Below are 22,448 nucleotides of genomic sequence, written 5' to 3' on the forward strand. Positions count from 1 at the left end.
TTCAAACTTAGCTCAGACAACCGGCCGGAAGCAAATCCGTACCGAGTCCGTCTGAACACGCAGTCAGTCAGGCGCTCAACGTCCTACCTCGTGTCTCGGCCGCTGGGCGGCTGAGTCGGTGTCCGTGTCGCTCTGACTGGAATAAAGTTACGTGCCGACCAACACGAAGTCAAATCGCCTGGAAGATTCGGTATTTCCCCAGGTCACACCCATCACGCCACCGCGGGTTAGAGCCGTGCGATCGCCGGCGACCCTTGCGACCGACGAGGGCGAATGATCGGCGATCAGGCGGCAACTGATCATTCGTCCAGGCCGTGGATGATCTATAACACACGGTTTACCTGGCGTCATGACGCGACAAGCATGGACAGCAACCCCCCTCCGATATACAGTTTGCCATCGTTCAGCAATTTTGTGGCTACCATTTGGGTGGAAGGCAGGCCGAGGTGATAGAGGATTTCGACTCGGTCGAGCGTCGCGCCTGGAGCGCGGTGGTCACCCTCTCGATGCGCGTACCGAGCGCACTCGATTCACGACTACAACGGGAGTTCGGGGTAACCCATTTCGAGTACCGGGTCATGGCCCTGCTCCACGAGGCGCCGCGACGGCGGATGCGATTGAGCACGCTCGCGGCCCGGGGACACGGGTCCATCTCGCGGCTCTCCCACGTCGTGTCGAAGCTGGAGCGAGTGGGCTGGGCGCGGCGGGAAGCGACCGAATCAGGACGCGGGATCGACGCGGTACTCACCGAAAGCGGGCAGGCCAAGGTGGTGGAGGCGACGCCGGACTATCTGGTCGCGGTGCGCAAGCTGGTACTCGACGGACTCGACGCTCCGCAGAAAGCCGAGCTCGCGGTCCTGGGCGAACGGCTCTCGTCGCATCTGATCCACACGCTCGGCGACGCCGAGGCGGGGCATACGGCGCTCGACTACTGAGACGACCAACGCCGCCTCGATGATCCGGGGCGGCGTTGGTCGGATGGGTCAGGACAGCTCAGGCGTTGTTCGGTCGCCAGGTGGCCACCGCCCAGATCACCACGATGTCGACGGCGATGATCAGGATCGACCACCACGGGTAGTACGGCAGCCACAGGAAGTTGGCGATGATCGACAGTGCGGCGATCACCATGGCCGAAACCCGCCCCCAGGTCTGGCCTGCCAGCAGGCCGATCGCGACGATGACCGCGATCGCGCCGAGAACGATGTGCCACCAGCCCCAGCTGGTGAGGTCGAACTGGTAGGTGTACTCCGGTCCGACAACGATGAGATCGTCGTTGGCGACCGCGGAGATTCCCTGGAAAATCTGCAGGACACCGACAACCGCCAGCAGGATGCCAGCGCCGATGGAGGTTCCTGCCGCGATTCCGTTGCGCAGCTGGTGCTGATTCGTGTCTGTCATCGCTGGGCCTTTCCCGTCAGGTCAATGCCACGTGCCACCACGGCACACGACAACGGTAGAAACCCGACGAGCCCCGCGCCTCACCCGTTGCGGGTGAACTCTCCTACTCGACGGGGCACCGGTCGCAGGGTTTTGCCGAGGTCGGTGCGCAGCGTGATCAGCGCGTCGAGCAGGTAGTTCTGCCTGACCCGCCAGGGATGACGGTCGCCCTGACGAGGGAACGCCGCGATCGAGCGCAGGACGTAGCCGGCGTTCAGATCGAGCAGCGGGCGTTCGGCGAGCGCGCCCTTGGGTTCGGGGACGACCGCGGCGTTGCCGGTGCGGTCGAGGTGAGTGAGGACTTTGCAGACCAAACGGGAGGTGAGGTCGGCACGCAGCGTCCAGGACGCGTTGGTGTAGCCGACGCAGATGGCGAAGTTGGGCAAGCCGGTGAGCATGGCTCCCTGCCAGACGAACTGGTCGGCCAGCGGCACGGGGGTGCCGTCGACCGAGGGCGCGATGCCGCCGAAGGCCAACAGGCGCAGGCCGGTGGCGGTGACCACGATGTCGGCGGGCAGCGTCTCCCCCGATACCAGCCGGATCCCCTCCGGCACGAAGGCGTCGATCTGGTTGGTGACCACCGAGGCCTTGCCCTTTTTCATCGCCTTGAAGAAGTCGGCGTCGGGGGCGGCGCACAGGCGCTGATCCCACGGGTCGTAGTCGGGTGTGAAGTGTTCGGCGACGAGTTTGTCGTCCTTGAGGATGCGGGTGGTGAGGTCGGTGAGCAGCTTGCGCGCGGCGGCGGGACGACGGCGGCAGAACTGGTAGAAACCGATGTTGAACAGGATGTTCTTGGTCCGGATCAGCCGGTGGGCCACACCCGCGGGCAGCAGGTTGCGGATCTTGTCGGCCTGCTTGTCACGGCCGGGGACGGCGCTGATCCAGGTGGGGCTGCGCTGCAACATGGTGACGTGGGCGGCGTCGGCCGCGAGGTTGGGCACCAGGGTGACGGCGGTGGCGCCGCTGCCGATGACGACGATCCGCTTGTCGCGGGTGTCGAGGTCGGCAGGCCAGAACTGCGGGTGCACGACGGTGCCCGCGAAGGTGTCGCGGCCGGCGAACTCGGGGGCGTGTGGCTGCTGGTAGTCGTAGTAGCCGGCGCACGCGTAGAGGAAACCGCAGGTCAGAGTGCTCAGCTCGGGACCGTCGGGGCCCTCGTGGGCGATGGTGAGCCGCCAGTGGGCCTGCGCCGATGACCAATCCGCGCCGATCACCCGCGCACCGAAGCGAATGTGCCGGTCGATGCCGTTCTCCCGCGCGGTCTCGCGGATGTAGTCCAGGATCGCGGCGCCGTCGGCGATGGAGCGGGCAGCGCGCCACGGCTTGAACGGGTAGCCGAGGGTGAACATGTCCGAATCCGAGCGGATGCCCGGGTAGCGGAAGAGGTCCCAGGTGCCGCCGAGGTCGGCGCGCGCCTCCAGGACGGCGTAGCTGCGATGCGGGTGCTCGGTCTGCAGCCGGTAAGCGGCCCCGATGCCGGACAACCCGGCGCCGACGATGACGACGTCGAGGTGTTCGGGGGCAACGGCGGTATCGGTCATGGGCTCCAGTGTGCCTGGCGAAGGACCGCCGCAGAAGAGCGTGTCCCCGCCTCGATCGCGGGCCCGGCGGCCATCGTCGAGATTTCGGTATCGTCGGTGCCGTGTCGATCTTTCGGCGTGCGGGATGGTTGCTCGTCGGCGCACTGGTCACCGTGCTCGCTGCCGCATTCGCCGGCTGGCCGGTCTTCGTGCATCCCCAGATCGACCCGCTGCGGCCCGCCGATGTGATCGTGGTGCTCGGTGGCACCCCGTACGAGCGGTTCGACCTCGGCATCGAACTCGCCGAACGCGGTCTCGCCCCCGAGGTGCTGATCTCGCAGTCCACCGGCGCCGATGACCCGATGATGGACAAGTACTGCGGCGGCCGATTCGCCTTCCGTGTCTCGTGTTTCGTGCCCGACCCGTGGACCACCGATGGTGAGGCGCGCGAAATCGTCCGGCGCGCAAAGATCTACGGGTGGAACCACATCATCGTGGTCACCTTCACGCCGCACGTGTCGCGCGCGAGGTACATCGTCGAGAAGTGCTACGACGGCGAGATCACCATGGTCGCCAGCCCGTCGGAATCGGGGCTGGGGTTCTGGTCGTATATGTATGTACGCCAATCCGCCGGGTACATCAGGGCTTTTGTCAATCAGCATTGCGAGACCGACTGACACACGATGGCGCTGCTCTTACAGTGGGATCAGCGGTGCGGGGGCACCGCCGGTGAGAGGACCGCCGATGCTTGTCGAGGATCTGCGCACCGTCGGTGACGACGCGTTGCGCACCCAGATCTGCGTCATCGGGTCTGGCCCCGCGGGCCTGACGGTGGCCACCGAACTCGCCGCCGCCGGACTGCGGGTACTGGTGCTGGAGAGCGGCGGACACGAGATCACCGCGGAGGACACAGCATTCGCCGCGATCGAGAACATCGGCGCACCCCGCGCGGAACCGCACCGGATCGCGGGAAACCGGGTGCTCGGCGGCAGCTCACACACCTGGGCAGGGCGCTGCGGCGTGCTCGACGATCTCGACTTCGCCCATCGGCCCTGGGTCACCCGGTCCGGCTGGCCGATCGACGCGGGCGCACTGCGCCCCTTCGCCGAACGCGCCGCCGCGCACGCCGGGCTCGGGCACGGCACCGGCTTCACCGAGCACGAATTCTGGCCGCTGGCCGGGCGGCAAGCACCCGCCGACGCGCTCGACACCGCCGCGCTGCGCCCCTGCTTCTGGCAGTTCAGCCGCGACCCGGCCAACCGGCTCGACTGCAAACGGTGGGGACCGCGGGTGCGTGACATCGTCGCGCCGACCGCGCGGGTACTGGTGAACGCGACGGTCACCCATATCGATACCGATACCACCGGCGCCCATGTGAATTCGGTCGAGGTGACCGGAGCGGGTGGCCGTGTACGCACCGTGGAGGCGCGGGTGTTCGTGCTGGCCGCTGGTGGAATCGCGACACCACGGCTGCTGCTGGCATCGCGACGCACCGTCGTCGGCGGGATCGGGAATCGGTACGACCAGGTGGGGCGATGCCTGATCGATCATCGCAGCGGAGTGGTCGCGACGCTGCGCCCCGCGCAGGCCCGGGCAGCGCTCGACCGGTTCGGCAAGTACGTCGTGAAGAGCGCGCGAGGTAAGCACACCTTTCTGCACGGGATGGCGTTGTCGCCCTCGGTGCAGCGGCGCGAGTCGCTCGTGAACTGTGCGCTGTGGTTGCAGGAGATCACCGCCGACGACGATCCGTGGGACTCGGCGAAGCGGTTGCTGCGCGGCCGGGTTCGGTGGCAGGACCTGCGAAACATGCTGTCCGACAGCGGACTTCTGGCCGACGGTGCACGGCGCGGATCGGTCGACGGTGTCGGGTTGCCACATCGGCTGGTCCATGTCGAGGTGCGGGCTGTGGTGGAGCAGACACCGGACGCCGACAGCCGGGTACGGCTCTCGACGCGCACCGACCCGCTGGGAATGCCGCTGCCGCAGGTGGACTGGCGGATCAGCGATCAGGAGGATCGGACGGTGCGCCGGGCGACAGCATTGCTCGCCGGCGAGTTCGCCCGGCTCGGCTTGCCCGCGCCGCAAGTAGTTCCCGCGGCGTTGCCCGGCAGCACCGATCCCCTACCGCTCACCGACTGCGCGCATCCCAGTGGCACCACCCGGATGTCGGCCGACCCACGGCACGGGGTCGTGGACCAGCACTGCCGGGTGCACGGGGTGGACAACCTCTACATCGCGGGCAGTTCGGTCTTTCCGACAAACGGGCACGTCAATCCGACGTTGACCGTGATCGCGCTCGCGGTACGTCTGGCCGACACGCTGCGCGCGGCCCTGGCGGCCACTGCTGATTCCCCGGTTGCCCGACGGAACTGAGCGGTGGCCGACTTCTCCGCGGCGAGCCGATGATCTGCTGGTTGTCCCGACTAAGCTGAGCGGGTGCCGGACTCGCCCGCAGAGAACAGTCGTCCGAGGCAGGCCGGGGATGCGCCCCGGTCAGGTCATCCGCACGAGCCGCATACCGAAGGTCTCGCGACCCGGTTGAACTGGTTGCGTGCCGGAGTGCTCGGCGCGAACGACGGCATCGTTTCCACCGCCGGGTTGGTCGTCGGTGTCGCCGCGACCACGAACAACGCCCAGACGATCCTCACCGCGGGCATCGCGGGACTGGTGGCGGGGGCGATCTCGATGGCCGCGGGCGAATACGTGTCGGTGAGCACTCAGCGGGATTCGGAGAAGGCGCTGCTCGCCAAGGAACGCCGAGAACTGGCCGACGAACCCGATTTCGAACTGGCCGAGCTGGCCGGGATCTACGAGAAGAAGGGCCTCAGCCCGGCCACCGCGCGCACCGTGGCCGCCGAGCTCACCGCCCACGACGCGTTCACCGCGCACGCGGAGGCCGAACTCGGCATCGACCCGCGCTCGCTGACCAACCCGTGGGCGGCCGCGATCTCCTCGGCGATCGCGTTCACCTGCGGTGCGCTGCTGCCGTTGCTGGCGATCGTGTTGCCGCCCACCGCATGGCGGGTACCGGTGACGTTCGCCGCGGTGCTGATCGCCCTCGCGATCACCGGGTCGGTGAGTGCGCGGCTCGGCGGTAGCAATCTCGGACGCGCGGTGCTGCGAGTGGTGGTCGGCGGCGCGCTGGCCATGGCGATCACCTACGGAATCGGGGCTGCCACAGACTCGCTGGGAATCGGCTGAGCTCCGAGCAGGTCGGCTCGCGACTGACAGACGGGCAGTGCGCCGTCAATGCATCGGGCCGAGGTCGAGCCGGCGGGTGACTCGGTCGACGACATCCGGGGGCATGCCGGGTTCGCGACGAGCGGCTTGGGCTTCGCGACGGCCTGCCTCGGTGACGGCTGCGCGGACCGCACGCATCTGGGAGGCGAGTTTGCGTTCCTTGTCCAGCGCGGCTTTCGCGTCGGCATCGGCCGCCTCGGGATCGGCTTTGGCGGACAGCCGACGCAGCAGCGCCTTGAGATCCTCGTAGACGTCCTCCGGGAGGTTGTCGCGGGCGGCGATCGCTTTGAGTTCGGCGAGTTCGGCGTTGACGACCCTGGTCCAGAGCGCCTGTTCGACGGCGCGTTCCTGGCGGGTGTCGGCGTGCACCCCGGTGAGGCGAACCACCAGCGGGAGCGTCGGGCCCTGTACGAGCAGGGTGAACAGCACGACCGCGAACGCGATGAACAGGATCTCCGAGCGGGCGGGGAAGTCGGCGCCGGTGTCGAGGGTGAACGGCACGGCCAGTGCCAGCGCCACCGTCGCGACCCCGCGCATGCCCGCCCACCAGGTGACGATCACCTCGCGCCAGGTGAACGGTTCGTCGGTGTTGGGCAGTTTGCTGCTGATCGCCCAGGTGGCCATCAGCCAGGCCAGGCGCAATCCGACGACGACCACGATCACCGCGGCGGTGACCCCGGCCAGTCCTGGCCAGTTGTGTCCGGTGGTGTCGATGACCACCCGCAGTTCGAGGCCGATCAGGGCGAAGGCGAAACCGGTGATGAGCATTTCGGTGATGTCCCAGAACGAGTCGGCGACCAGGCGATAGTCGCGGTCGCCGATTTCGGTGACGGCATCGGTGAGGTACAGCGCGCAGACCAGCACCGCGAGGACCGCCGAGCCCTCCCAGTGCTCGGCGATGCCGTAGGCGGCGAAGGGCAACAGCAGGCTCACCGCGACCTGACCGGTGGCCGTGTCCAGATACTTGGTGAGCTTGCTGCCCAGCCAGCCGAGCAGCAGGCCGACGGCGACGCCGACCACCGCGGCGATCGCGAAGTCACCGAGCGCGTGCCACGGCGAGAACAGGCCGGTGACCACTGCCTGGATTCCGACCGTGTAGATGACGATCGCGGTGACGTCGTTGAACAGCCCTTCGCCGCCGAGGGTCACGATCAATCGGCGTGGCAGGCCGAGGCTGCCCGCCATGGACGTGGCCGCGACCGGGTCGGGCGGTGCGACCAGGGCACCGAGCACCAGGCCCGCGGCGACCGCGGTGGCGGGATTCCACGCGTGGAAGACCGCGGTGACCGCGATCGCGGTGACGATCACGAGCCCCACCGCGCGCAACGCGATGATCTGCCAGTTCTCCGCGAACTGCCGCCATGACGTACGGCGCGCGGCGGCGTAGAGCAGTGGCGGCAGGACCAGGGGCAGGATCAGCTCGGGCGGGATGTGCAAGCTGGGCACGGCCGGAATCAGCGCGAGCAGGCAGCCGAACACTGTCATCAGGATCGACGGCGCGAGACCCAGGCGCGCGCCGAGTGGTTCGGCGAGCACGGCCGCGAGCAGGATCACCAGAGTCAGCACCAACTGGTCCATAGCTGACCAGTCTCACCGACATCGGCGGCGCACGGGGATCGACCCGCCGCCGGTCAGGGCCGGACGGCTGCCGCCGGTGGGAGCAGGATCGGCGGGAGGGGGAACGGCAATTGCAGGACAGGGGGCGGCGGAGGGGGCGGGGGCGGCGCCGGGGCGGGTTCGGGTTCGAAGACCGGGGGCGGCGGCTCGGGCGGGGGCGGCGGCTCGTAGGCGGGCGGCTCGTAGGCAGGCGGCGGAGGCGGGGGCTCGAACGCGGGCGGGGGCGCAGGTGCCTCGACAGGCACGGGCCCGGGGGCGGGTTCGGTTCCGGGCGGCGGGGGCGGAGGGGGCGGCGGCGCGGGGGCCGCTGCCGGGGGCAGGGCGTCGGGGGTGGTCACCGTGCACTGCCAGCTGCCGTCGTCGTGGACGCGCCAATGCGCGACGATGCCACCGGCCGAGCAGTTCCCGCCGACCCGCCTGGCCGGCCACGGGGGTGCGAATTCCTGGTCCTGATCGGTCCCGGCGATCGGGAGACCGTTGGCGTCGGATCCCATCGGGTTCACCGACGGGTTGTCGTCACCACCCTGATCGGCGCGCATCACCAGGCCGAGCGCGACCACCAGCGCGAGTATCGCGGCGAGTACCGCCGCGATCGCGATCATCCGAGTACTGCTGCCGGTCCGTGTTTGTGGACCCTCGCTGCTCTCTGCCATCGCACCGCCTTTGCCGCGGACCAGGTCTCCCCTCGTTCGGTCACGCTACCGCACGGTTGCTCGCAGATCGCTCTGCTCGACGGAACAACCACTGGCCAGGGCAGATACCTATATCCGATGGTTGCCGGATGTTCACTTGATCGCGACCCGCACCTTCACCGCGTCGGCGTCGGTGTTGTGCAGAGCCTGCGCGATCAGTGCGCTCAGATCGAGCTGCGGAGCGGTCGCGGTCACCGATTCGGTGAGTGGGCGCAGTCCGGGCAGCAGGGCGGAGAGCTCGGGGCCGAGCTCGTTCAGCTTGGCGCTGAGCTGCTCGAGCAACGGCACCAGACCACCGTCGCGCACGTAGATCCGCGGATCGCCTTCGGTGGCCCGGCCGACCGATTCGACGAACTGGTCGATCACCTGGCTCAACCGGATGAAGGCGGGCGCGGCGGCCGAGGTGGCCGGTCCGGCCCAGCCGATGTCGCCGGAAACGTACTCGAAGTTGTTCTGCAACTCGCCGATCGCCGGTGCGCGGCTCATGAGCGCGGCGGCGAGCAGGTCGCCCGCCCTCGCCAGCTCGGGGACGACATTCTCGGTGCCGACCATCGCCGTGCCGAGGGTGTCGACCAGGGAGCCGACGACCGCGGGATCGAGCTGCTCGACGGTCTTGGTGACCAGCCGCGCGACCTCGGGGATCGACATCGGGGTGCGCACGTTCTCCCCGGACAGGCGCTGCCCGTCGGTGAGATAGGGACCGTTCGCGTCGCGCGGCACGAACTGCACGTACGGCTCGCCGAGGGAGGACAGGTGCTCGATGGTGACGACGCTGCTCATCGGCACCTTGTGGTCGGCGCCGAACCGGAAGCCGACCTGCACCCGACCGCTCGCCGAGGTGTCGACGCCGGTGACCTCGCCGATCTCGATGCCGGTCAGCAGGATCGGCGAACCGACACTGAGGCCACCGGAATTCGCGATCTCGATCGAGGCCGCGGTGTAGTCGGCGAACGGGTCGACGCGCACCACCCCGAAGGTCAGGTAGCTCGCGCCGAGCACGGTGATGGCGGCGATGCCGCCGAGGGAGGCCAGTGCACCGATCTTCATCGCACCATTCCGATCATCCGCAGCGCGGTGACGATCTGCGCCACCTGGTCTTCCTCGGACACCTGGACGCCGGTGACGTTCACCTTCGGGCCGTTCTCGACGAAGGGAATGATCTTGTCGCGCAACAGCGCGGTGAGCAGCGCCATGTTGGTCGAGGAGCGCAGGTCGGCCGAACCGCCGGTGGCCAGCGGCAGGAACGCGGTCGCGGCGGCGTCACCGGAGCTCGCGATCGGGGCCAGCCAGGTGAGCGAGGAACCCACCGGGCCGAGTGCGTCGAAGATCTTCATCGTCTTGGCGATCGAATCCTGGGTGCCCGTCAGCGACGCGACGGCCTCGGGAGTGAGGATGCTGGTCAGCGCTTCTTCGGTGTCGTCGTGCAGGATCGCCGCGTTCCGGCTCAGCCCGTTGACCAGCAGGTCGACCTGGTCGAGATGGGCCGCCAGGTCGGCGGCGTCGGCGCCCATCACCGCCGAGATGCGCGCGGTTTCCTTGGGATCGGATGGCATCACCGAGTTGATCCGGCCGAGCATCTCCTGCAGCTGACCGATCGCACCGCCCTGCACGAACAGCGCCATGGTGGCCATCGTGTCTTCCAGTTGCACAGGCGGTTTCGTGCGCTCGATCGGGATGGTGCCACCGTCGCGCAGCAGGTCGCCGAAGCCGTCCTTCGGAGTGGTGAGCGAGAGATGGATGTCGCCGAGGATGGTGTCCTGGCGCAGTTCGGCGATGGACTTCGCCGGCAGCTGCACGGTGTCGAGGATGTCGGCCTCGACGATGACGTAACCGCCGCGGCCCGCGGGCGCATCGGCGGGCTGGACCACCCGCACACCGTCGACGATGCCGATCTCGGCGCCGTTGGCGATCACCTTCGATTTGGCGGGCAGGTTCAGCGCGCTGCTGAACTCGATCTGCACACGATAGGTCGAACCGCTGACGGTCGAGCCGGGGACGGGCACTTCCGCGGGGTCGAAACCGCAGCCGCCGACCGCGAGTCCGGCCGCGACGACGAGTGCGACCGCGCTGCGGCGCAACATCTTTCGGGTGTTCATCGAGCACCTGCCATTCCCAGCACAACCTGCACGAGATTCACATCGGCCAGTCCCTGCGCCGGGTCGGGGCACTGCCCCGGAATCAGCTCGTTCACCGCGCCGCACACCTGGTCGGCCTCACCGACGGGCAAGGCGACCTTCGGCGGCGCGTAGGTGATCGCGGTGCCGCCCGCGGGATCGGTGGCGCTGCGGAAGGCGGAGGCGAGCGCGGGCATCTTCGCCACGATCTCGCTGAGCGATCCGACGTTGGCGCGCAACAACTTCACCAGCGGGACCACGTCGTCGAGCGCGCCGATCAACGGATCACCGAGAATGACGGCGACATCGTTGAGCATCGGCAACAGCTCGCCGAGACCGTCGAACAGCGAGGTGGCCGGGCCGAGCAGGTCGTCGGAGGCCATGTTGAGCAGCGGGGCCAGCCGGACCAGCATCGTCTGCAGGTCGCCCCAGTTCGCGGAGACCCGGTTCGAGACCGAGGCGAACGCGTCGAAAAGACTGGCGAGATGGCCGATGTCGGCGTCGGGCTTGTTCATCGCCGAACCTAGCTTGTGGATGAGTTCGTTGACCGTCGGGCCGGTGCCCTCGGTGGCGCGGTTGAGCGAGGACAGGCCGTCCGACAGCGCGCTCGGCGCACCCGCGGTGCCGCCGGAGAGTTCGTCGGACAGGCTCGCCAGCGCCGTGAGCGTTTCGGTGATGCTCTTGGGTGTCAGCGTTTTGGTGATGCAGCCGCCCGCGAGCGGCGGCGCGGCCTTGCCGGTGGTGAGCACCGCCAGATTACGGTCCGCCGCCACCGAATACGCGACGGTGGTGGCGGAAGCGTCGGAGTTGACGTCGAATTCGGCGTCGACCTCGAACTCGACACGGACCTTGGCGCCTTCGTTGCGCACCGCGGTCACCTCGCCGACATCCATGCCGCGCATGGTGACGTGGTTACCCGGGTAGAGGCCGATCGCGTCGGGCATGAGCGCGCAATAGGATTCGGTCTTCTTCAGCGGATCGAAGGCGATGAAGTAGCCGCCGGTGACCAGCGCCACGAGCACCGCGACGCCGGCGATCGACATGAACGCCTGGGATCCGAGTAGTCGTTTCAGCATCAGCACGCCTTCCCGGGCAGCGGTACGCACACGCGGGCGCTCGACTGGTCGACGACCACACCGGCCTCGGGGGTCGCCAGCTGCGACAACTTGGTCTGCAGCGCACCGACCGTGCCGATGACGGGCTCGAGCTGACTGCTGAGTTCCCCGAGCCTCGGCAGCGCGTCGGCCAGCGCCTGCACCTGCGGCTTCAGGGTGGAGTCCCAGGTCGGGGCGAGTCCCGCCAGGCGATTCACCACCGAGGTGAGCAACCGAACCGCTTCGGCCATTTCGGCCCGCTTGCTCAGCAGCACGTCTTCGAGCATGTTGACGTTGTCCATCAGCCTGCCCAGATCCGCCTTGGCGCCGTCGTACATGGTGATGTACTCGTCGACGACCGCGATCGACTTCGACACCTGCGAGCGCTGACGATCGAGCATGTCGACGTACTTGCCGACGGTGTCGAGCGTGGTGCGCAGGGCTTCGGGCGAGGTCGCGATCGCGGAGTTCGCGGCGGCCAGGTTGTTGCGCACGGTGTCGCCGTCGACGGCGGCCAGCGGCGCGGTCGCGTCCTGGAAGGTCTCGATCAGGCTGTAGGGCAAGCGGATTCGATCAGCGGGAATCGCCTTGTCCCCCAGCGGCTTCGAACCCGCGGGGTAGAGCGCCACGTAGTGACCGCCGACCACGGTGAGCATGCGGACATCCAGGGACGTCTGATCACCCACGAAGACATCGTTTTTCACGGTGAACCGCATGAGCACCTTGTCGGGCTTCAGTTCCAGCGAGGTGACGCTGCCCACCGAGATGCCGGCCAGGCGCACGTCGTCGCCCTCGCGCACCGACTGCGCTTCGCTGAGCTCGGCGGTATAGGTGTTCTTGCCCAGCGGCACCACATACACCACGCCCGCGGCGATGATGAACAGCACGACCAGGCTCAGGCCGATGATCCCCATCCGCAGTTCCCGTGCGAGTTTGCCCGCTTCATCGGGGATCGGGCGATCACCGGCGAACAGCGCGGCGAGCTTCTTCAGCGGTTGCATACGGTGACCTTCTGTCCGGCGATCAGCACCTGCAGCGGCGCGGGCACCTCGGCGGCGCCGTTGCTGCAGTGCGGCGTGAAGTCGGCGAAACCGCGCGCGAGCGAGGCGTCGACCGTGGCCAGCAGACCGGGGAGCTTGCCGAACACCTCGACGGCTTCCTGTGGATTGGGGAACAGCGCGCGGATCATCGCGTCGACATCGGCGCCGCCGCCCTCGACCAGGCCGAGCGAGGCGAGCAACCGGTCCACCGGCGCCAGCACCGAGGGCGCGGTCATCGCGAACTGCGCGACACCGCCGATATTGCGCTGCATCGCCTCGAAGATGTCGGTGAGCCGGGCCAGCAGCGGCACCAGGTGGCCGACCTTGCCGCCGTGGCGTTCGGACAGCTCCGACAGGTTGTGGATCAGCGTGCTGATCACCTGCTGACGGTCGTCGGCGTAGCTCGCGAGCTGATCGATCGCGGTGAGCGCGGGGCCCAGGCCCGTGCCATCGCCCTCGATCACGGCGAGCATGCTGGCGGTGAACTGGTTGATCGCCTCGGGCGACAGCGTGGCGAGCACCGGCTTGAGGCCGCTGAACAGACTGGTCACGTCGAAGGACGGGACGGTCATGTTGGCGCCGATCCGTGCCCCTGCCGCGATGGTCTTGCCCGGGTTCGGCGCCTGCTGCAGGTCGATATAGCGCTGGCCGGTGAGGTTCTGGTAGCGGATGGCCAGCTTGGAGTTGTCGTAGATCGGGGTGTCGGTCTTGACCGTGATCGCGACCTTGGCCTTGTCGCCTTCGAGGCTGATCTTCTCGATCTTGCCCACCTGCACGCCGAACATCCGCACGTCGTTGCCGACCTTGAGGCCGTTGGCGTCGGTGAACAGTGCGTCATGGGCGACGGTGTCGCCGTCGACCGGGCGCTTGATCAGGGTGAACACCATGCCGAGGATGGCGATCATCACCAGGCTGAAGACGCCGAGGCGCAGTGCGGTTCCGCGAATCTTCATCGCCCACCGGCCTTTCCGAACAGCGGCACCGCGATGCCGGGGACACCGCTGAGCTCGACGTCGAGATTGAGGACAGGACCGTTAGGGCTGTCGGGCATCGCGCCGCGCAGATTCTGCAGCAGGGCGGTGAGATCGGCGCCGGTCCGGCGCGGATTCGGCGACATCTGCGCCAGCGCGAGCAGCATCGGCGCGAGCATGTCGGTGGTCTCGGCGAAGTGCCCGCCCGCGGTGCTCACGGTGGTGGTGAGCGCGGGCAGGATGGAGCCACCGATCACCCCGACGCCGATGTCGTAGCGCTCTTTGTCGACCTGGGTCACCCGGATGTCGCTGAGCTGGTCGATCACCTTCATGGTGGCGCTCGCGAACTCGCCGCCGCCGTCGAAGGCGGGACCGAGCTTGCCGAACAGCTCCGACGGCATCACGTCCTGGTTGTCGGCGAGGGTTTTGGCGACCGTGATCAGGGCCTGCACCAGCGGGGTGAAGGCCTTGAAGTCGGCGGCCAGCTGGGAGATGACGGTGGCCATCTGGGGGCTGGTCACGGTCATGCCGACCTGCGAGAGGCTGCGCAGGATGGCGCTCATCGTCGCGTCGTAGACCCGGTCGTTGTTCGTGCCGGTGAGGTCGAGGACCGCGCCCTCGCGCAGCGGCGAACCGCCCGCGCCACGGCGCAATTCGATCTCGGCGATGCCGAACAGGTTGGTCGGGGCGTAGTCGATCGCGAGGCTGTCGTCGATGCCGACCAGTCGCTCGGTGTCGAGCAGCAGCGCGATCTGCTGGGTGCCGCGCTCGCCGGGGGTCACCTCGGCGACCTCGCCGACCGTCACGCCGTCGACGCGGACCTGGCTGCCCGCGCTGATGCCGTCACCGAGGTGTTCGGTGTGCAGGGCGATGCGCAGGCCGTCTTCGGCGCGCAGATTCGAGTAGGTGACGTAGGCGAGTGCGATGGCCGCGATCACCGACAGGATGATCACGCCGGTCAGCCGCGACGTGCGCCGATCGGCCGCGACGCCGGGCATTCCATAGTTAGGCATCTACTCTTCTCACCCCGTAAAACTGATCGCCGAGTTGAAGCCCCAGAGCATGATCGTGAGGACCATGTCGATGGCGATGATGGCCACCGAGCTGGCGCGCACCGCGCGACCGGAGGCGATGCCGACCCCCTCGGGGCCGCCGGTGGCAAAGAACCCGAAGTAGGCGTGCACCAGGATCACCACCGTGCCGAACACGGCCACCTTGATCACCGCGGCGATCATGTCGAAGCCGGAGATGAACTGGAAGAAGTAGTGGTCGTACACACCGGCCGACTGCCCGTAGACCATCGTGAGCAGCCCGCGGCAGGCGCCGTAGGCCAGGATCAGCGCGATCAGGAAGGTCGGCACGATGGCGATGGCGCCGGCGATCACCCGGGTGGTGACGACGTAGGGCACCGAACGCAGGCCGAGTGCCTCGATCGCGTCGATCTCCTCGGAGATGCGCATCGCGCCGATCTCGGCGGTGATCCGGCAGCCCGCCTGGGCGGCGAAGCCGATGGCCGCCGCGATCGGGGCCAGTTCACGGGTGGTCGCGTAGGCCGAGATCACGCCGGTGACCGGGCCCATGCCGAGCATGTCGAGTGAGGCGAACGATTCGACGCCCACCGAGGCGCCCATCACCAGGCCGAGCACGATCATCATCGGGACGGTGCCGCCGCCGACGATGATCGACCCGCGTCCCCAGGTCATATCGGTGACCGCGCGCAGCGTCTCGTCCCGGTAGCGGCGCAGCGTCAGCGGCACCGAGGACAGCACCTGCCAGACGAACACCGCGACGAAGCCGAGCGATTCACCGGCGGTGACGATCCGCTTGCCGATGCGGGCGGGCTTGCGCAGCCAGTGCAGCGAGGTGGGGATGTACGACGAGGCAGCCATCACGCCAACTTCGTCGGCAGGAACATGGCACTGATCTGGCTTGCGAGGAGGTTCACGATCGCGATCGAGACCACCGAGAGCACCACCGCCGCGTTCACCGCGTCGGCCACACCGCGCGGTCCGCCCTTGGCTTCGAGTCCGCGCTGGCAGGAGATGATCACGACCAGGAAGCCGAAGATCAGCGCCTTGAGCAGCGAGACCCACACGTCAGCGGCGGTCGCGAACGAACCGAACGTCGACCAGTAGCTACCCGGGGTCACGCCCTGACCGCCGACGGCGACCGCGTACCCGGCCAGCACGCCGACGAAGATGATCAGCACATTGAGCATCGGCGCGACCAGCAGCATGGCGGCCAGGCGCGGGATGACGAGCCGGTGCACGGGGTTGATGCCCATGGTGTTGAGCGCGTCGATCTCCTCGCGGATGGTGCGCGCGCCGAGGTCGGCCGCGATGGCCGCCGCGCCCGCGCCACCGAGCAGGAAGCCGGTGGCGATGGGCGCGCCCTGCTTGATCACGCCGAGGCCGCCGGTGGCGCCGAGCATGGAGTCGGCGCCGAGGCTGTGGATCAGGTTGCCGACCTGGACCGAGACGATGACGCCGAACGGGATCGCCATCAGGATCGCGGGAATGGCGGTGACCGTGATCAGACGCCAGGCCTGCACGAGGGTCTCCCGCCACTGGAACTGCCTGCGGGCGATATCGGAGAACGATCCGCCGACCGATTGCTGTGCGAGATCGACCGCACGCCCGAAGGTCCGCAGCGACGACACGACGGTGTCGGTGAAATTCTTGCGGACGATCTGGGTAGCGGAATCCGGCTTCGCGGAGTGCAGATCGGTAGGCATCAGAGATGCCTCCGGGCCGCTCGTGAAGCACGGGGCTTGGTGATTTTCATACCGCACTCTCTGGCTTCGGCGTCGGTGCCAACTCCAGCAAGCTAACCGGTACTCTGCGTCACAACAAAATTTCCAGTGGGTGACCCTGGTCGCTTTTCCGCGGTTTCCATGACAGGTCGACCTCCCATGTGATCCGCAACACTCCAGCTACGGGCTTGCGGCCAGGAACACGAACGCCGCGAACAACGCCAGGTGAACACCACTGTGCAGCAGGGTCGCGCGGCCGGGAACGATCGTCAGCGTGCTCACCACAACGGTCAGTGCGAGCAGCACCATCTGCGTGGCGCCCAGACCCAGCACCAGCGGCCCGCTCAACCAGATGGTCGCGATCGCGATCACCGGGATGGTCAGACCGATACTGGCCATCGCCGAGCCGAGTGCCAGGTTCAAACCGATCTGCACCTGATTGCGGCGCGCGGAGTTCACCGCGGCGATCGTCTCGGGCAACAGCACCAGCATCGCGATCACCACACCCACCGCCGACTGCGGCAATCCGGCCGAGGCCACCGCCGATTCGAGCGCGGGCGAAACCACCTTGGCCAGGCCGACCACGCACACCAGGGCAAGTACCAGCATCCCGAGGCTGATCAGCGCGACCTTGTTGGACGGCGCGTGGCTGTGGGTGTCGCTGTCGTCGACCGCGCCGCCGTCCTCCACCGGGAGGAAGTCGTCGGGGTGGCGCACCGTCTGCACCATCACGAACAGCCCATAGAGCGCCAGCGACGCGACCGCGGCGAAGGCGAGCTGCGCGGGCGAGAACTCCGGGCCCGGCGCGCTGGTGGTGAAGGTCGGCAACACCAGACTCAGCGTGGCCAGGGTCGCGACGGTGGCCAGCGCCGCGCCGGTGCCTTCGGCGTTGAACACCGCCACCCGCCTGCGCAGCGCGCCGACCAGCAGCACCAACCCGAAGATGCCGTTGCAGGTGATCATCACCGCGGCGAACACGGTGTCGCGAGCGAGCGAGGCCGCCTTGTCGCCACCGGAGATCATCATCGTGACGATCAGCGCCACCTCGATCACGGTCACCGCCACCGCGAGGACCAGCGAGCCATAGGGTTCACCGACCCGGTGGGCCACGATTTCCGCGTGATAGACCGCCGAGAGCACCGCGCCGACCAGCGCGACACTCACCAGCGCGACGATCAATCCCGGTACGGAACGCCCCCAGCTGAGTACGAGCACGAGCGCGGCGAGGATGGGCACGTACAGGGTCCATTTAGTCGTCAACGCGGCAATCATGACCCCCATCCTTCCAGCTACGGCCGGGCACACCCGGAATCGTCACCGCACGGATCTCGGCGATGGATTCACTCACGCCCCCTCGATGGGGAACAATTCAGCGCGTGCGGACCCAGTTCACCCTCGAGCTCGTCGCTTTGGCCAACGACCTCACCCTGATGTCGCGCGTCGCCCATGACGCGACCGAGCGGGTTACCCAGGCGCTGGCCGGCGCCGACCTCGCGGCCACCTACGAGGTGTTCGCGCTCGACGAGCAACTACAGCTGATGTTCGCCGCCTGCGAATCCCGCACCATGGCGCTGCTCGCGTTGCAGGCGCCGGTGGCGCGCGATCTGCGTCACGTGGTGACCGCGATTCAGGTCGCCGGTGAGCTGTCGCGGATCGGCCGGCGCACCGAAACCGCTGGGCAGTACGTCTATCGGGCTCATCCGGCTGCGGTCGCGCCCGCACCGGTGATCGCCGAACTCGTGTCGATGGGCACGCTCGCGGCCGGGTGCGTGGCGCGGGTGAGCGCGTCGGTGGCGAGCGGGCGGTTCGCGGCCGGTGACGGCTCCGATGTCGAGGCGATGGAGACGCTGTGCAAGCAATTGCGCACCGCCCTCACCGAAGCCGACGTGAGCACCGAAGCCGCGATCGATATGGCGTTGCTCGGCAGCCAATTTCAGCGCTGCGTCGACCATGCCGCCCGCATCGCACGCCTGATCCGCTTCCTGGACACCGGCATTCCGCCCGAATCGGGATCACTGCCCGACTGATCGATTGTGATCTACGTCACTACCGGTTTGCGCCTCGGCGCCGGCGGTCACCTCCGTCGATAGATGAACGCTATTGAGCCGCAATCAGTTCACGCTGTGCTGTGCGGAACCTCATAGCGGACAATCACTGACGACACCCGGCGCGGCCGTTAGGTTGTGCCGGTTCATTTTTCGACGGAGCATCTGGGTGGTACGGGCATGAAGTGGTCTTCGATCAGCGGTTCTCCCCTGGGTCGAGCCCTGCTCGCCCTAGCCGCGGCGGCGGTTATCGCCGTGGTGGTCACCCTCGCGAACACGTTCCTGGACAAGGTGAGTCCGACCGCGCCCGGTCCGGGTTCCGCGGGCGCGGCGACGGTGTCGGGCAAGGAAGTCGGCGATCTGGTCGCCACTCTCGTCGTCGCGAAGGAAGGCCCGATGACGGGCTACACGCGCGAGAAGTTCCCGCACTGGGACACCAACAAGCCCGAGCACGGCTTCACCGGCGACCTGGCGCAATACACGAAATGCACCAGCCGCGAAGTGATGATGCTGCGCGACGCCAACGGCAAGGTCACCCTCGACGCCAAGACCTGCGACCTGAAGGTGGCGGCCGGTGGCGGCTGGCAGGACCACTACGGCTTCATCGACAAGAAGACCGGGCAGCTCGGGCCGTACAAGTTCATCACCGACCCGTCCAAGGTCGACGCCGAACACATTGTGGCCCTTGCCGAAGCATGGCGATCGGGCGCGGCCGACCGCGACGAGGACACCCGCCGCCGCATCGCCAACGACTCGATGAACCTGGTCGCCGCCGACCCGTCGGCGAACCGTTCCAAGGGCGATCAGGACCCCGCGAACTACCTGCCGCCCGGCAACTTCCGGTGCGCCTATGTCGAGCATTACGTCAAGGTGAAGGTAAAATACGCCTTGACCGTTGACACCGCAGAGCACACCGCGTTGCGCACCGCAGTCGATGACTGCCTCCGCCGAGGAGAGTTCAAATAAGCGAGCCCATCGAGATCACCGCCGAGAGCGCCGTCATGACCGAAGAGGAAGGGACGGTGTCCGGCGAGCTCGATGTCATGCTCGACGACGCGGGCAAGGGCCTCGTCCGCTATCGCGGCACCGATACCTGGTACACGATCGGCAATATCGAGGGCGAGCCGCCGCGCACCTGGGACTGCGTCGCCGACCTGGTGAAGGCGATCAAGAAGGACGCGGGCACCCGCGACGTCGCGGGAAACACGGTGGTCTTCGAAGCCTGAGGCGCGAGCTGGCAATCTGGTAGCTATGCCGACTGCCTATCGACAACCACCGCCCACCGAGGTCGCCTGGACCTCGCTCTGCCGCCGGACGCCGATCCTGGTGGCCATGATCGCGACCGCGGCGGTGCTGATCACCGCCCTCACCTGGCAGGTCACCAGCGGCGTCAGCGCGATGGACACCGCGGTACTCGACTGGATGATCGCGCACCGCGGCGAAGCGCTCACCGACATCGCCACGGTGATCACCGACCTGGGCGACACACTGTCGATGACGATTCTGGCGGTGGTCACCGTCGGATGGTTCGCGCTGCGCCGCAATCTGCCGGTGGCCGCCCTGGTCGCGATCACCTCGCTGGGGGCGGGCGTGCTGGTGTGGGTGATCAAACGCCTCGTCGGGCGTTATCGACCGCCCGAGGCGTCCCGGCTGGTCTTCGAACCGAGCCTGTCGTATCCGTCGGGCCACACGCTCGGTTCCACGGTGGTGGTCGGCATCGTGGCGATCGCGGTGATCCCCCGTCTGCGCAGGCACTGGGTCCGGGTGAGCGCCACCGTGTTCGCGATCGTCTTTCCCGTCGCCGTCGGGTTGTCGCGCATCTATCTGGGCGTCCACTGGACCACCGACGTGCTCGCGGGCTGGATCATCGGGTTGCTGTGGCTCGTCCTGTGCGTCACCGCCTTCACCCGCGGGCTGTGCCCTCAACCCACCGCGATCACCACCTTGCCGAACGAGGCGCCCGACCGCAGGTAGTCGTAGGCGTCGGCGGCCTTGTCGACCGCGAATTCGCGGTCGATCACCGGGCGCAGACGGTGCTCGGTGATCGCACGGTTCATCGCCTCGAAACCGGCGCGGCTGCCGACCGCGATGCGCCGGATGGCCAGGTAGGAGGAGCCGAACGGGTTGTCCGGCAGTGTGGTTCCCGGGGTGGGCGCCATCGCGCCGACCATCGTCACCGTCGAGTTGTACGCGCCCGCGCGCACCGATTGTTCGAGCGTGGGCAGGCCGACCGCGTCGACGATGTGCTCGGCACCGGTCCCGGTCAGGTCCATCACGGCGTCACCCCAGTTCCGGGTCACGGTGCGGTCGATCACCGCGTCGGCGCCCAGCGCGCGCAACCGGTCTGCCTTCGCCTGGCTGGAGGTGATCGAGATGACCTCGGCGCCGAGGATTTTCGCGAACTGGATCGCGTACAGCGCCACCGCGCCGCTGCCGACGGTGAGCACGCGCGCACCGGGTGCGGGCGGGCCGGGAGTGGTGAGCGCCGACCAGGCCACCAGGCCCGCGCAACTCAGGGTCGCCGCCTCCGCGTCGGTGAGATGGGCGGGCACGTGCACGATCGAATCCTCTTCGATGAGCGCGTAGGTGGCGAGAAATCCGTCGTAGTTCGCGCCGTACTGTTCGGCGGCGGTGGCGAGGGTTTGCGGACCGTCGATCCAGTGGACGAAGTAACTCGCGGTGATCCGGTCGCCGATTCCCGCGCGGGTCACCCCGGGGCCGAGCGCGATCACCTCGCCGACACCATCGGAGAGCGGGATGATGCCCGCGGTAGCGGGCAGCGGGTAGGTGCCGTCCATCAGCATCAGGTCGCGGCGGTTCACCGACGCGGCGCGGACCCGGATCAGGACCTGGTGCGGGCCCGGTTCCGGCCGCTGCTGCGCGGACCGTGTGAGACCGCCGTCGAGGTGGTAGGCGACGGCGTGATCAGGGTGGATGTCGTTGTCAGGCATGGGACAACTCTGTCGGTGACGGCGTCACCGCGCGATTCCCCGGAGGGTATGGGCAGGTGCTCGTCGGGATCGGTGCCGCATCGACCGATCGGTTCTGCGAGGTGGCGCCGGAGGCTGATTCCCGGCGGGAATGGTGGCGGCCGTCGACGCGGTTCACTCAGTTCATGACCGCTGCCCCGCCATCGACCGGATTCGGCCCCCAACTGCGTCACTGGCGCACCCTGCGCCGGGTCAGCCAGCTCGACCTGGCGATCCGGGCCGAGACCAGCCAGCGCTATCTGAGCTTCCTCGAGCAGGGCAGATCGCAACCGGGACGCACGATGGTGGTGCGGCTGGCCGAATCGCTCGAGCTGCCCCTGCGCGACCGCAACACCTTGCTACTGGCCGCGGGGTTCGCACCCGTTTTCCCCGAAAGTGATCTGGCGGCTCCGGAATTGGCGCCCGTTCGTGCGGCGATCACCGCCGTGCTGGACGGGCATCTGCCGTATCCGGCGCTGGTCGCCCGCCCGCGCGGCGAACTCGTCACGGCCAATGCCGCCTTCGACCTGTTCACCGAGGACGTGGCCCCGGAACTGCTGGTCGCGCCGATCAACATCCTGCGGTTGGCCCTGCACCCCGACGGCGTCGCCCCGCGCGTGCGCAACCTGCCGGACTGGGGCAGGCACATCATGGATTCGTTGCGAAACCGCGCCGCCCACACGCCCGATCCAGCCCTCGACCAGCTCATCGCCGAACTGGCGGGCTACCTCCCCGCTCCGTGCCCAGGGCCCGACCACGTCGGCTTCGCCGTCCCCCTGCACCTGCGCACCCCAGACGGCGACCTCCGTCTGATCACCACGCTCACCTCGTTCGCGACCGCCACCGATGTCACCCTCGCCGAACTCCACCTCGAGGCGTTCCTGCCCGCCGACGCGGAGACCGCGCGCATTCTCGCGCTGCGCGCGACCCGTCGCTGATCGCGCCGTCGGGCAAGTA

Annotated in this window: 23 protein-coding genes; 9 read left to right on the plus strand and 14 right to left on the minus strand. The window is 68.1% G+C overall.

The window, feature by feature from the left end:
• Positions 1–446: 446 nt before the first annotated feature.
• Entirely contained in the window at positions 447–935 is a 489-nt protein-coding gene (locus tag ACFULV_RS33885) for a MarR family winged helix-turn-helix transcriptional regulator (protein WP_378639005.1), read from the plus strand.
• Between the two features lie 58 nt (positions 936–993).
• On the opposite strand, the gene ACFULV_RS33890 is transcribed toward ACFULV_RS33885, so the two are convergent.
• Both ACFULV_RS33890 and ACFULV_RS33895 read right to left on the minus strand, forming a co-directional pair.
• Positions 994–1,398 (minus strand): hypothetical protein, encoded by a 405-nt coding sequence (locus ACFULV_RS33890; protein WP_378639002.1) that lies wholly within the window; start codon positions 1,396–1,398, stop codon positions 994–996.
• An 80-nt stretch (positions 1,399–1,478) separates the two neighbouring features.
• The gene (locus ACFULV_RS33895; RefSeq protein WP_378663995.1) at positions 1,479–2,978 is read right to left on the minus strand and encodes a flavin-containing monooxygenase; all 1,500 of its coding nucleotides are present in this window, start codon (positions 2,976–2,978) and stop codon (positions 1,479–1,481) included.
• Positions 2,979–3,079: 101 nt separating this feature from the next.
• On the opposite strand from ACFULV_RS33895, the gene ACFULV_RS33900 reads away from it, so the two are divergent.
• The 3 genes from ACFULV_RS33900 to ACFULV_RS33910 all read left to right on the plus strand — a co-directional run bounded on the left by ACFULV_RS33900 (position 3,080) and on the right by ACFULV_RS33910 (position 6,158).
• Positions 3,080–3,634 (plus strand): YdcF family protein, encoded by a 555-nt coding sequence (locus tag ACFULV_RS33900; protein WP_378638999.1) that lies wholly within the window; start codon positions 3,080–3,082, stop codon positions 3,632–3,634.
• A 67-nt stretch (positions 3,635–3,701) separates the two neighbouring features.
• Positions 3,702–5,330: a GMC oxidoreductase gene (locus ACFULV_RS33905; RefSeq protein WP_378663998.1), complete on the plus strand. Its 1,629-nt coding sequence runs from the start codon at positions 3,702–3,704 to the stop codon at positions 5,328–5,330.
• A gap of 165 nt (positions 5,331–5,495) precedes the next feature.
• The gene (locus tag ACFULV_RS33910) at positions 5,496–6,158 is read left to right on the plus strand and encodes a VIT family protein (protein WP_378664001.1); all 663 of its coding nucleotides are present in this window, start codon (positions 5,496–5,498) and stop codon (positions 6,156–6,158) included.
• A 45-nt stretch (positions 6,159–6,203) separates the two neighbouring features.
• On the opposite strand, the gene ACFULV_RS33915 is transcribed toward ACFULV_RS33910, so the two are convergent.
• From ACFULV_RS33915 to ACFULV_RS33965, 11 genes are all read right to left on the minus strand, one after another.
• Positions 6,204–7,775 carry a Na+/H+ antiporter gene (locus ACFULV_RS33915; protein ID WP_378664004.1) on the minus strand — a complete coding sequence of 524 codons (1,572 nt, stop codon included), beginning with the start codon at positions 7,773–7,775 and terminating at the stop codon, positions 6,204–6,206.
• Between the two features lie 53 nt (positions 7,776–7,828).
• Positions 7,829–8,467, minus strand: a complete 639-nt coding sequence (locus tag ACFULV_RS33920) for a hypothetical protein (protein WP_378638987.1) — start codon at positions 8,465–8,467, stop codon at positions 7,829–7,831.
• Positions 8,468–8,599: 132 nt separating this feature from the next.
• The gene (locus ACFULV_RS33925) at positions 8,600–9,553 is read right to left on the minus strand and encodes an MlaD family protein (protein WP_378638984.1); all 954 of its coding nucleotides are present in this window, start codon (positions 9,551–9,553) and stop codon (positions 8,600–8,602) included.
• Positions 9,550–10,602, minus strand: coding sequence for an MlaD family protein (locus ACFULV_RS33930; protein WP_378664006.1), 1,053 nt, complete (start codon positions 10,600–10,602; stop codon positions 9,550–9,552). Before ACFULV_RS33930 ends, ACFULV_RS33925 begins: the two co-directional genes overlap by 4 nt.
• The gene (locus tag ACFULV_RS33935; protein WP_378638979.1) at positions 10,599–11,696 is read right to left on the minus strand and encodes an MlaD family protein; all 1,098 of its coding nucleotides are present in this window, start codon (positions 11,694–11,696) and stop codon (positions 10,599–10,601) included. The genes ACFULV_RS33930 and ACFULV_RS33935 overlap by 4 nt, the downstream gene beginning before the upstream one ends.
• Complete coding sequence (locus ACFULV_RS33940) at positions 11,696–12,715, minus strand: MlaD family protein (protein WP_378638976.1); 1,020 nt, start codon at positions 12,713–12,715, stop codon at positions 11,696–11,698. Before ACFULV_RS33940 ends, ACFULV_RS33935 begins: the two co-directional genes overlap by 1 nt.
• A complete protein-coding gene (locus ACFULV_RS33945; protein WP_378664009.1) occupies positions 12,703–13,707 on the minus strand; it encodes an MlaD family protein in 1,005 nt (334 codons plus the stop codon). Before ACFULV_RS33945 ends, ACFULV_RS33940 begins: the two co-directional genes overlap by 13 nt.
• Positions 13,704–14,738, minus strand: a complete 1,035-nt coding sequence (locus ACFULV_RS33950; RefSeq protein WP_378664012.1) for an MlaD family protein — start codon at positions 14,736–14,738, stop codon at positions 13,704–13,706. Before ACFULV_RS33950 ends, ACFULV_RS33945 begins: the two co-directional genes overlap by 4 nt.
• A 9-nt stretch (positions 14,739–14,747) precedes the next feature.
• Entirely contained in the window at positions 14,748–15,614 is an 867-nt protein-coding gene (locus ACFULV_RS33955; RefSeq protein ID WP_328659724.1) for an ABC transporter permease, read from the minus strand.
• Positions 15,614–16,459 carry an MlaE family ABC transporter permease gene (locus ACFULV_RS33960; RefSeq protein WP_378664014.1) on the minus strand — a complete coding sequence of 282 codons (846 nt, stop codon included), beginning with the start codon at positions 16,457–16,459 and terminating at the stop codon, positions 15,614–15,616. The genes ACFULV_RS33955 and ACFULV_RS33960 overlap by 1 nt, the downstream gene beginning before the upstream one ends.
• A 198-nt stretch (positions 16,460–16,657) precedes the next feature.
• Positions 16,658–17,749: a calcium:proton antiporter gene (locus ACFULV_RS33965; RefSeq protein ID WP_378638966.1), complete on the minus strand. Its 1,092-nt coding sequence runs from the start codon at positions 17,747–17,749 to the stop codon at positions 16,658–16,660.
• A gap of 104 nt (positions 17,750–17,853) precedes the next feature.
• On the opposite strand from ACFULV_RS33965, the gene ACFULV_RS33970 reads away from it, so the two are divergent.
• The 4 genes from ACFULV_RS33970 (at position 17,854) to ACFULV_RS33985 (ending at position 20,496) form a co-directional block, all read left to right on the plus strand.
• A complete protein-coding gene (locus ACFULV_RS33970) occupies positions 17,854–18,504 on the plus strand; it encodes a phosphate uptake regulator PhoU (RefSeq protein ID WP_378638963.1) in 651 nt (216 codons plus the stop codon).
• 198 nt (positions 18,505–18,702) lie between these two features.
• Positions 18,703–19,488, plus strand: coding sequence for an HNH endonuclease family protein (locus tag ACFULV_RS33975; RefSeq protein WP_378638960.1), 786 nt, complete (start codon positions 18,703–18,705; stop codon positions 19,486–19,488).
• Between the two features lie 35 nt (positions 19,489–19,523).
• Positions 19,524–19,748 (plus strand): hypothetical protein, encoded by a 225-nt coding sequence (locus ACFULV_RS33980; protein WP_378638957.1) that lies wholly within the window; start codon positions 19,524–19,526, stop codon positions 19,746–19,748.
• A gap of 25 nt (positions 19,749–19,773) precedes the next feature.
• Entirely contained in the window at positions 19,774–20,496 is a 723-nt protein-coding gene (locus ACFULV_RS33985) for a phosphatase PAP2 family protein (RefSeq protein ID WP_378664017.1), read from the plus strand.
• On the opposite strand, the gene ACFULV_RS33990 is transcribed toward ACFULV_RS33985, so the two are convergent.
• Entirely contained in the window at positions 20,445–21,473 is a 1,029-nt protein-coding gene (locus ACFULV_RS33990) for an NAD(P)-dependent alcohol dehydrogenase (RefSeq protein ID WP_378664020.1), read from the minus strand. The genes ACFULV_RS33985 and ACFULV_RS33990 overlap by 52 nt on opposite strands.
• Before the next feature lie 164 nt (positions 21,474–21,637).
• Here ACFULV_RS33990 and ACFULV_RS33995 point away from each other — a divergent pair, with 164 nt between their 5' ends.
• Entirely contained in the window at positions 21,638–22,429 is a 792-nt protein-coding gene (locus ACFULV_RS33995; protein ID WP_378664023.1) for a helix-turn-helix domain-containing protein, read from the plus strand.
• The last annotated feature ends 19 nt before the right edge of the window (positions 22,430–22,448 follow it).

It is taken from the genome of Nocardia sp. NPDC057272 (genome assembly GCF_042668615.1).
Classification (GTDB): Bacteria; Actinomycetota; Actinomycetes; order Mycobacteriales; family Mycobacteriaceae; genus Nocardia.

Bases quoted from the DNA above. Each gene is read 5' to 3' on its own strand.
- ACFULV_RS33965 (WP_378638966.1), bottom strand. From the start codon at position 17,749: ATGATTGCCGCGTTGACGACTAAATGGACCCTGTACGTGCCCATCCTC.
- ACFULV_RS33995 (WP_378664023.1), top strand. From the start codon at position 21,638: ATGACCGCTGCCCCGCCATCGACCGGATTCGGCCCCCAACTGCGTCAC.
- ACFULV_RS33985 (WP_378664017.1), top strand. From the start codon at position 19,774: ATGCCGACTGCCTATCGACAACCACCGCCCACCGAGGTCGCCTGGACC.
- ACFULV_RS33905 (WP_378663998.1), top strand. From the start codon at position 3,702: ATGCTTGTCGAGGATCTGCGCACCGTCGGTGACGACGCGTTGCGCACC.
- ACFULV_RS33895 (WP_378663995.1), bottom strand. From the start codon at position 2,978: ATGACCGATACCGCCGTTGCCCCCGAACACCTCGACGTCGTCATCGTC.
- ACFULV_RS33955 (WP_328659724.1), bottom strand. From the start codon at position 15,614: ATGGCTGCCTCGTCGTACATCCCCACCTCGCTGCACTGGCTGCGCAAG.
- ACFULV_RS33990 (WP_378664020.1), bottom strand. From the start codon at position 21,473: ATGCCTGACAACGACATCCACCCTGATCACGCCGTCGCCTACCACCTC.
- ACFULV_RS33980 (WP_378638957.1), top strand. From the start codon at position 19,524: ATGACCGAAGAGGAAGGGACGGTGTCCGGCGAGCTCGATGTCATGCTC.
- ACFULV_RS33935 (WP_378638979.1), bottom strand. From the start codon at position 11,696: ATGCTGAAACGACTACTCGGATCCCAGGCGTTCATGTCGATCGCCGGC.
- ACFULV_RS33920 (WP_378638987.1), bottom strand. From the start codon at position 8,467: ATGGCAGAGAGCAGCGAGGGTCCACAAACACGGACCGGCAGCAGTACT.
- ACFULV_RS33940 (WP_378638976.1), bottom strand. From the start codon at position 12,715: ATGCAACCGCTGAAGAAGCTCGCCGCGCTGTTCGCCGGTGATCGCCCG.
- ACFULV_RS33890 (WP_378639002.1), bottom strand. From the start codon at position 1,398: ATGACAGACACGAATCAGCACCAGCTGCGCAACGGAATCGCGGCAGGA.
- ACFULV_RS33925 (WP_378638984.1), bottom strand. From the start codon at position 9,553: ATGAAGATCGGTGCACTGGCCTCCCTCGGCGGCATCGCCGCCATCACC.
- ACFULV_RS33960 (WP_378664014.1), bottom strand. From the start codon at position 16,459: ATGCCTACCGATCTGCACTCCGCGAAGCCGGATTCCGCTACCCAGATC.
- ACFULV_RS33945 (WP_378664009.1), bottom strand. From the start codon at position 13,707: ATGAAGATTCGCGGAACCGCACTGCGCCTCGGCGTCTTCAGCCTGGTG.
- ACFULV_RS33930 (WP_378664006.1), bottom strand. From the start codon at position 10,602: ATGAACACCCGAAAGATGTTGCGCCGCAGCGCGGTCGCACTCGTCGTC.
- ACFULV_RS33915 (WP_378664004.1), bottom strand. From the start codon at position 7,775: ATGGACCAGTTGGTGCTGACTCTGGTGATCCTGCTCGCGGCCGTGCTC.
- ACFULV_RS33975 (WP_378638960.1), top strand. From the start codon at position 18,703: ATGAAGTGGTCTTCGATCAGCGGTTCTCCCCTGGGTCGAGCCCTGCTC.
- ACFULV_RS33950 (WP_378664012.1), bottom strand. From the start codon at position 14,738: ATGCCTAACTATGGAATGCCCGGCGTCGCGGCCGATCGGCGCACGTCG.